Origin of the sequence: Loktanella sp. F6476L, from assembly GCF_023015725.1 — a bacterium.
Classification (GTDB): domain Bacteria; phylum Pseudomonadota; class Alphaproteobacteria; order Rhodobacterales; family Rhodobacteraceae; genus Yoonia.
Window position 1 is genome coordinate 503,542 of the sequence record NZ_JALKAR010000002.1, and the last position, 8,800, is coordinate 512,341.

At 53.3% G+C, this 8,800-nt stretch carries 9 protein-coding genes and 1 tRNA gene; 6 read left to right on the forward strand and 4 right to left on the reverse strand.

Going from position 1 to position 8,800, the window contains the following annotated elements:
- Window positions 1-130 precede the first annotated feature (130 nt).
- A complete protein-coding gene (locus tag MWU61_RS07805) occupies window positions 131-1,522 on the forward strand; it encodes an aspartate aminotransferase family protein (RefSeq protein WP_247127723.1) in 1,392 nt (463 codons plus the stop codon).
- Window positions 1,519-2,826, forward strand: coding sequence for an FAD-binding oxidoreductase (locus MWU61_RS07810; RefSeq protein ID WP_247127724.1), 1,308 nt, complete (start codon window positions 1,519-1,521; stop codon window positions 2,824-2,826). The genes MWU61_RS07805 and MWU61_RS07810 overlap by 4 nt, the downstream gene beginning before the upstream one ends.
- On the opposite strand, the gene MWU61_RS07815 is transcribed toward MWU61_RS07810, so the two are convergent.
- The 3 genes from MWU61_RS07815 to MWU61_RS19755 are packed head-to-tail and all read right to left on the reverse strand — an operon-like array spanning window position 2,823 to window position 4,815.
- Window positions 2,823-4,097, reverse strand: coding sequence for a sensor histidine kinase (locus MWU61_RS07815; protein WP_247127725.1), 1,275 nt, complete (start codon window positions 4,095-4,097; stop codon window positions 2,823-2,825). The two genes, MWU61_RS07810 and MWU61_RS07815, sit on opposite strands and share 4 nt — an antisense overlap.
- Window positions 4,098-4,102: 5 nt before the next feature.
- A complete protein-coding gene (locus MWU61_RS07820; protein ID WP_247127726.1) occupies window positions 4,103-4,642 on the reverse strand; it encodes an RNA polymerase sigma factor in 540 nt (179 codons plus the stop codon).
- Window positions 4,639-4,815 carry a NepR family anti-sigma factor gene (locus MWU61_RS19755; RefSeq protein WP_281501988.1) on the reverse strand — a complete coding sequence of 59 codons (177 nt, stop codon included), beginning with the start codon at window positions 4,813-4,815 and terminating at the stop codon, window positions 4,639-4,641. The genes MWU61_RS07820 and MWU61_RS19755 overlap by 4 nt, the downstream gene beginning before the upstream one ends.
- Window positions 4,816-4,923: 108 nt before the next feature.
- Between MWU61_RS19755 and MWU61_RS07830 the strand changes: the two genes are divergently transcribed.
- Window positions 4,924-5,721: a response regulator gene (locus MWU61_RS07830; RefSeq protein WP_247127727.1), complete on the forward strand. Its 798-nt coding sequence runs from the start codon at window positions 4,924-4,926 to the stop codon at window positions 5,719-5,721.
- Here MWU61_RS07830 and MWU61_RS07835 read toward each other — a convergent pair.
- Window positions 5,718-6,743 carry a LacI family DNA-binding transcriptional regulator gene (locus MWU61_RS07835; RefSeq protein ID WP_247127728.1) on the reverse strand — a complete coding sequence of 342 codons (1,026 nt, stop codon included), beginning with the start codon at window positions 6,741-6,743 and terminating at the stop codon, window positions 5,718-5,720. The two genes, MWU61_RS07830 and MWU61_RS07835, sit on opposite strands and share 4 nt — an antisense overlap.
- Window positions 6,744-6,867: 124 nt before the next feature.
- Here MWU61_RS07835 and MWU61_RS07840 point away from each other — a divergent pair.
- The 3 genes from MWU61_RS07840 (at window position 6,868) to MWU61_RS07850 (ending at window position 8,335) form a co-directional block, all read left to right on the forward strand.
- A tRNA-Arg gene (locus MWU61_RS07840) sits at window positions 6,868-6,944 on the forward strand.
- A complete protein-coding gene (locus MWU61_RS07845) occupies window positions 6,915-7,250 on the forward strand; it encodes a hypothetical protein (RefSeq protein WP_247127729.1) in 336 nt (111 codons plus the stop codon). Before MWU61_RS07840 ends, MWU61_RS07845 begins: the two co-directional genes overlap by 30 nt.
- Window positions 7,247-8,335, forward strand: a complete 1,089-nt coding sequence (locus MWU61_RS07850) for a helix-turn-helix domain-containing protein (protein ID WP_247127730.1) — start codon at window positions 7,247-7,249, stop codon at window positions 8,333-8,335. The genes MWU61_RS07845 and MWU61_RS07850 overlap by 4 nt, the downstream gene beginning before the upstream one ends.
- The last annotated feature ends 465 nt before the right edge of the window (window positions 8,336-8,800 follow it).

Consider the following 8,800-nt stretch of genomic DNA (forward strand, 5'->3'; position numbering starts at 1 on the left):
CTCTTGCTCTCGTATGGTTGATATGATCAATTTCATTCAGCCATTGCAATACAAACAGGTCTTGCGGCTCCGCATTCGGACTGCGGCACAACGCAAGGTGGCATGTCCCAGCCCAAATAGGATGCATCTGATGAATAAGATCTCAAACCATATGCCGACTGCCGAATTGCAGGCACTTGATGCAGCCCATCACATGCATCCATTTACCGCCGGCGCAGAACTGGCTGCCGCAGGTGCACGGGTCATTACCTCTGCAAAAGGTGTCACGCTGACAGACAGTGAAGGTAAAACATTACTTGATGCGATGGCTGGCCTCTGGTGCGTGAATATCGGCTATGGACGTGATGAACTGGCCGAAGCCGCATCGCGCCAGATGCGTGAACTGCCCTATTACAACACGTTCTTTATGACGACACATGTGCCTGTGATCGCCCTGTCTGCGAAGCTGGCCGAACTTGCACCTGACGGGTTCAACAATGTGTTTTACGCAGGTTCGGGGTCCGAAGCCAACGACACGAACATCCGGATGGTGCGCCATTACTGGTCTGCAAAAGGCCAGCCAGAGAAAAAGATCATCATCAGCCGCAAGAACGGCTACCACGGTTCGACCTTGGGCGGCGCAAGCCTTGGTGGCATGATTCCGATGCACCAACAGGGCGGACTGCCGATTCCCGACGTGCATCACATCGATCAGCCGAACTGGTGGGCCGAAGGTGGTGATATGTCGCCAGAAGAATTTGGCCTTAAACGTGCACGCCAGCTCGAGGCCGCAATTGCCCACTACGGCGAAGACAAAATCGCGGCGTTCATCGCGGAACCCGTGCAGGGTGCAGGCGGCGTGATCGTTCCACCTGAAACCTACTGGCCTGAAATTCAGCGCATTTGTGACGCGCATGACATCCTATTGATCGCGGATGAAGTAATCTGCGGTTTTGGACGCACCGGCGAATGGTTCGGGTCCACAACCTACAACATCAAGCCGCATATCATGACAATCGCCAAGGGTCTCTCGTCCGGATATGCGCCGATTGGCGGATCATTGGTCTGTGATGAAGTCGCCGATGTGATCAACAATGCTGGCGATTTTAACCACGGATACACTTATTCAGGCCATCCTGTGTCTGCGGCCGTTGCATTGGAAAACCTGCGTATCTTGGAAGAGGAACGTATCGTTGAAACCGTGCGCGATGAAACGGCGCCGTATTTAAAAGAGAAATGGGAAGCGCTGACCGACCACCCGCTGATTGGCCAAGCATCCATCAAGGGGATGATGGCTTCGGTCGCCATGACACCGCATAAAGAAAGCCGTGCTGCGTTCAAAACACCCGGTGCGATGGGGTATTATTGCCGGACTCGTTGCTTTGAAAACGGGCTCGTGATGCGTCATGTGGGAGACCGCATGATTATTTCGCCGCCGCTTGTAATCAAGAAAGACGAAATCGACACTTTGATCGATCGCGCGGTGCAGTCGCTGGATGAAACATACGCTTGGGCGAAATCTGAAGGGCACATGACAGCGTGACGCTCGATCTGCTCACAGCCAACGATACGCAGGGCGCATATCCCGCATCCTACTACGCCGCGACCGCGCCTCAACTTCCGCCCTTCGCGACGGCAAAGGGCGCGATCACTTGCGATGTATGCGTCGTTGGCGGCGGCTACACGGGTTTGTCTGCGGCGTTGCATCTGGCGGAAAAGGGATACGATGTCGTCCTACTAGAGGCACAGCGCGTAGGTTTCGGCGCATCGGGACGCAATGGCGGTCAGGTCGCGACCGGTCAGCGCGTCGAAATGGACAGCGTGGAAAAAATGGTTGGTATGGGCCCCGCGAAAGCGCTGTGGGACCTATCGCTCGACTCCGTTCAACTCGTCAAAGACCTGATCAAACAACACGACATGGATGTACCGTTCCATGACGGCGTCATCGAAGCAGCCCATCGCGCCCGTTTTGTGCCCGATTACCACGCATATGCAGCACATCTGGAACGCGTTTACGGCTACACGCAGGTCACGACACTGGATCGCAACGCGATGCACGATCACGTCGGATCGCCAGCATATCACGGTGGCACATTGGATATGGGTAGCGGCCACATTCACCCGTTGCGGTATGCACTTGGCCTTGCGCGGGCGGCGCAATCAGCGGGCGTGCGCATTTTCGAAAACAGCAAAGTAAACAACTTGTCGCGTGGAACGCCTGCTAAAATCACGACAGAACATGCTGATATCTCAGCGTCCTATGTGGTGCTTGGCTGTAACGGATACCTTGGCGCTTTAGATGGCAAGGTCGCCAAAAAGGTCATGCCGATCAACAACTTCATCGCCGCGACAGAACCGCTTGATGATCATACAGCCAAAAACCTGATCCGGTATAATCACGCCGTCGCGGACAGTAAATTTGTTATCAATTATTTCCGCTTGTCCGATGACAATCGCATGCTGTTCGGCGGCGGCGAAAGCTACGGTTACCGCTTCCCCAAAGACATTGCGGCAACTGTCCGCAAACCGATGTCTGAAATTTTTCCCCAACTAAAGAACGTAAAAATAGACTATGCTTGGGGCGGCACCCTTGGGATCACGATGAACAGAATGCCCCACTTTGCCCGACTGGCTGGCAATGTGCTCACGGCCAGCGGATATTCGGGGCATGGCGTTGCCATGGCGACCCTAAGCGGAAAACTCGCAGCTGATGCAATCGCAGGGCAGGCCGAAAAATTTGACCTCATGGCATCGGTTCCCACAACAGCATTCCCTGGTGGATCACGCCTGCGCGCGCCACTGCTCGCCGCGGCGATGATCTACTACAGCTTAAGAGACCGCCTTTAAGCGACAACTTCAAAACTGAAAGTAAACCGCAGAAGGTCAGCGTCGCGGGTACGCGTAAAATCTGCATGCAATTGCGTCGCAAACGCTTCCAGTAATTGCTGGCCGATGCTCGCGGGCGTGGCTTCTTTTAGGTTTCGATCTCGGATTTCCACTGACAGCACACATCGGTTGCCAGCGCGGAACGACAACAGCAAAACTTCAGGAACTTGGCCTGTTGGCACGACGTCCTTCAAAGCGATATTCAATGCTTCAGCCGTCAGCAATGACAGCGGAACCGCTTGATCGGGCAGTAAACTTGCCTCGGAAATTTCGCGCGAAATGGTTAGGGATTGGCCAAGTGATCGGGCAACTTGTTCGACACGATCCACGATTTCATTCAGCAAAGGTGCGACTGGCACCGCCCCCGCCGTGCTGGATTGATACAAATCAGCATGGACCGTAGCCAAGCTAATCACCCGATCTTGTATTCGCCGAAGAACGCTGATCATTTCAGGGTTCTTTGTATCGCGAAGATGCATGCTTAGGATCGACGACATCATTTGAAGATTGTTCTTCACGCGATGATGCACTTCGCGGATCAAAACGTATTTTTCGGCAGTCGACTGTTTAGCTTTTTCAACATCAGCAACGCTGCTTTCAGCCATTTTGTCAAAAGCTGCATATAACCGCGCAAGGTCGGGTGACATGTGGGTGGTCGATGTTTGAGGCTGATGTTCACCGGTCTGCAAGAACCGGCTCATCCGACGGCGCAACTGCTTGGTCTGACGCGCAGATCGATCATGCCAAACTGCACAACCCGTGAAAATCGCAAGCAAACTCGCGATACCCAGAAACGCATAACGATCCAAACGCCAGGTTTGCGGTAAGATCAGCGTTTGATCCCACTCCGCAATTACGATGTCGTCAGCAACAGGCACCCCGATCACGATGGTCGGCCTTTCTGACAGGACGGTCGGCGCAACAACAACGCCATCAAGATCAAATTCGAACGTATCGCCACTGATCCATTCGCCATCACGACCATACAGTCCGAGGTGCAATAGACCGTCGCCCCGCCCCGCTTCGCTGACCGCATTGAAGTCTCCGCGTTCTGTTTCAAACGTCGTTGCAACGAGCAAGCTATGCACTTTCGCGAAGGCAATCGCGTTATCCTGCCGGTGCGTTGCGCCCACATAGAAGGTCGCGAATAGGGCCACGACAAACAACACCGCAGCAATGACCACCGGTCGCCCGTAACGATCAACCAGAGCATCTGACGGTCGAAAAACCATGCGTTTCAAAGGCTTCGTGAAACGACTGCAATCGTTGATTTATCGGTCAATTCTATCGGGCCGTCGCCCAATTCCAAAATCTCGGCAATGCGCGCACGGGCACGGTTCACACGACTTTTCACGGTGCCCAATGCCACACCCGTCATTTCAGCCACTTCGATATAGGAAAATCCGGACGCCCCGACCAGAATAAGCACTTCGCGTTGGTCATCAGGAAGCTGGCTGAACGCTTTCATGAAATCATTGTACTGCAGGCGACCATCATGATCCGGTTTCACCGCCAAACCGGCTGTCAACAAACCATCAGGATCGCTGGCTTCACGGTGGTATTTCCGTCGAGACGAATAATATGTGTTTCGCAAAATGGTGAACAGCCAAGCCCGCATATTCGTTCCGGGTTCATATTTGTCGAAATTCACCAGCGCCTTCAGAACCGCGTCTTGCACGGCGTCATCCGCTGCTGATCTGGACCGTGTTAAACTGATTGCAAACGCGCGCAACGCCGGTAAATGGCTGATCAGCTCATCGCGATATGTGTCGCTCATGCGTCACCATCCTTTTTCGCGTTCAACTGATCCTCTGCCCGAATAACGGCGAGAAGGTCTTGAAAACGGTCCGGGAGGCTCTCTTTCAAAAGCTCTTGGTACATAAGTTTCAAGTTTTGATCTATCAGGGCATCGACGTCACCCCGTAATGGGTCGTGGTCATCCTCTGACATGATTTACTGGCTTTCTCATAGGGAATGGCATTACTCTGTACAAACTCAACAACGTTGCAGCTAACTTTGTTCCCTACCAGCTACTAAAGAATAAACGGATGTCGAACTATGCACGATCTTGCGGACCAACTTACCATAGAATTACCCTACCTCCGCAGATATGCACGCGCACTTACAGGGGCACAGGCCAGCGGCGATGATCTGGCTTATGAAACTCTTCAAAGAATACTCAACGACCGGACAGCACTAATAGCTGATACACCGCTGCGTGTGGCTGTCTTTAGGATTTTTCACCAGCAATGGACCGCGATGGCGACTGCCCCATCGGCAATCGATCAAGGCGACCACGCGCACGCGCAAAAACGGCTCGCCGATCTTGCACCCGATTCTCGCGAAGCCCTTCTGTTGAGCACCATCGAAGAATTCACCTCGCAACAGGTCAGCATTATCCTCGATACAGATATCGAAACGGTTCACTCGTTGATCGCGCGAGCCAAGTCAGACATGAAACGGTTGTCCGAAGGGCTCATCCTGATCATCGAAGATGAACCCATTATTGCATCAGACCTTTCGCGGATCGTGGAACTCGCAGGCCACCGTGTGACTGGCGTAGGGCGCACACGAGAAGAGGCCGTCAAGCTTGGCAAAAAGACGAAGCCGGATCTCATTCTTGCGGATATTCAGCTGGCAGACGGGTCGTCTGGCATTGATGCGACGCATGATCTGATGAAAGAATTTGGCGGGGTACCTGTCATTTTCATCACGGCTTTCCCAGAACGGCTTTTGACAGGCAACAGGCCAGAACCCGCATTCCTCATATCGAAACCTTACAACGAAAGCCACGTTACATCAGCCGTATCACAGGCGATGTTCTTTGCAACGACGGTACTTCTGGCGAAACCTTAACGGCGCAGCAGGGTTTGACCCAGCGCCAGCTTTGGTTCCAGCTCGACCCGCCGTTCATAGCTGTCAGGACCATCTGCGTAGTGCTTTGCAATCATTTCGGCCGCGGTCTGACCAATCTCTTTCCGGCAGGCATCCATCGTCGCCAACTGCTTGGGCAAGCCATCCAGCAATTCCACGCCGTTAAACCCAGCAAGACCAATCTGGCCCGGCACGTCGATCCCCTTCTCCAGAAGATAAAGCAGACCACCAGCCCCGATCATGTCGTTCGAAAAATATAGAAAATCGACGTCAGGGGTGCGCTCCAACATGGCCTGGGTCATCTCGCGACCCTTTGCCAAGGCAGAACCACCCGAATAGAAATCCTGATCCGCAATCTCGATACCGGCTTTGGCCAGCGTCCGCGTAAAACCTTCGAAACGTTTACGCGCACGGTGATCTCGCGGCATTTTGGTTCCCATGAAACCGATGCGTTCGTAACCGGCACCAATGATCTGTTCTGCCATCATCCGACCGGCACGACGGTGCGAAATCCCGACACAGGCGTCGATTGGAACACCATCAACGTCCATAATCTCAACAACCGGAATGCCAGCTTGGCGCAACATCGCTTCTGACGCTTCGGAATGCTCCAGGCCCGCGATAATCACACCAGACGGACGCCAGCTCAGCATTTCAAACAGAACTTGTTCTTCTTTTTCAACAAGGTAGTCCGTGACGCCGACAACGGGTTGCAGACCTGTGCTTTCCAACCGTTCCGAAATGCCAGACAGCACTTCTGGAAAAACCATGTTGCTAAGCGACGGGATAACAACGGCGATCAGATTAACACGGCTCGATGCCAAAGATCCGGCGATCTTGTTGGGCACGTACCCCAAACGCTTCGCAGCATCCTGAACTTTTGTTCGGGTCGCAGCACTCACGTCCCCTTTATTGCGCAGAACGCGACTAACAGTCATTTCACTGACGCCAGAGGCCTCAGACACATCACGAAGGGTAAGCGGGCGGCGTGGTGGTGGGTTCACGGTGTGATCCTGATAGTATCGTTATCCCTTGTTAGACATTCTCAGTGGGCTTGTCCAAGGGATAGGTCACCAAACGTGGTTCCCCGTTGACCATCCATGAAAAGCGCGGCAAGGATCACAGCAAGGCCCCGTGGCTCAACTGGATAGAGCAGCCCCCTCCTAAGGGGCAGGTTGCAGGTTCGAATCCTGCCGGGGTCACCAAACCTGCCAATAAATACAGGGCATTGCGCCCTCTTCGCTTATCCGCTTAGCAAGATCATGCAGGATTTTGCAGCTTCTGTACGGGAACATGTAAAGAACACCGGTACAAAACCCGTACAGTCCGTTCCAACGACTAGAAAATTCTACCGATGCCATGAAAAGAAAAATCCCGGCTCGGCGGCAACCGAAGCCAGGATCAATTCAAAAACAAAAGCGTCCAGCTTTACAAAGGAAATTATCCAGAACTACGCCGAGAAATCAAGTGACAATCAACATGGCAAGTTGCTGTCAGGCGGTACGGCATGAGTGTTCGGCTAACGCACAAGGGCCTTCCCGCCGACATTACACCTTACCGATTGAAATTGCTGCTACAGCAGGCAAAAATCGCGCTCGGCCTGTCGAGCGGCGCACTTAAGTATCTCGAATTCGTGATTGATAACTGCCAGCCGTCTGATTTCCAGCAAGGCAGGATTTGCGCTATCTGGCATTCGCTGGAGCGGCTAGGAACCGTCTTTCGTTTATCGAAGCGCCAAATCGGGAGAATCGAGGCTGAACTCGTTGACGCCGATCTGATCAAGCGCACTTACCCTGAACGCAAAAGCCGTTCTGGTGAGCGCTCAGACGGCGTAATCAAGCGGGCGGCAGGCATCAACCTTGCTCCGCTCATTGAACAAACGGATTATATTCGGTTTCTGGTAAGCCGCCAAATGCAAGCCGATGAAAATCACAAACGACTGCGCGAGCAAATTCAGGATCTCTTTAAACAGATACGCGAGCTCGAAAATGACGAGGCCGATGTCGCAGCGACCAGTATTTTGCCACGACGTCGCCCAACCGAACTGAATGACATCGACAAAATGAAAAAGATCGCCGAGGCGCTGGAAGCTGTGCTTGCTGATTTTTCGACAGTCAGCGGTCAGCCAGGAGTGTCCGTCGGGTCAGACAAAAATGTCCGACTCATTACGAACAAAGAAAAGAAAAACATAACTCGTATTGCTGCAAGGCCGTCAGGGAATGGTAGGCTGAACACCAGTCCTGCTCATGCTCGGTTGTTAGCGGGAACTAAACTTGGCGAATACATTGATCTGTATGCCTGTGGTGCCCCTCCGAACTGGCTGTCGATCACTCGAGCGACACATGATCTTGCCCATGAACTAGGCATTTCCAGTCGGTTGTGGGGAGAAATGTGCACGCGAATTGGCGAAGCGAAAACTGCGCTTTGCTTGATTGTGGCTGACCGAAATTCGCAACGAAATGGAGAATATGGGGTCGATAACGCGGCTGCTTCTTTCACAGAATTAGCTCGAAAGGAGGCCAGACAGATTGCGATTCTGGATAGCATAATTGGTGAGCTGACAAGTTCTCTGATGCAGAAAGGCGGGGCATTATGAGCTACCCATATCTGCCAGCAGTGAATAGGAGCAAGGTTACGCTTGTGGCTACGCCACCGCAACTTGTGAGGGAAGGGATGCTGCGCCCCTTCCCCTCAACCCCAACCCAATTTCAAGTCGCCAGATGTACTGCAATGGAGGCGATCAATGAGCAAAGCTAAAATACGAGAACCTCGTGGCCTGTCGCTGCACGTGAAATGCTCTCAGAAGGAACGGGAACGGTGGGGTGCCAAGGCGCGATCCCATGGGCTCAGTCTTTCAGACTATCTTCGCGAGTTCCTTGAAGAGTCGCGGTCGTCACGGCGCAGACCTGCTCCGCCGATCGATCCTATGCTCATTGGACCTGTCGCGCTTTCGTGCCGCCCCAAGTGCTCGTTTATGCCGCTTTCCGTTCGAAAGCGACGGGGCTTTTCCAGCCCAGTGCTGAGTGTCGGCGGCGCGGATTGTAGAAGCCATTGATATATT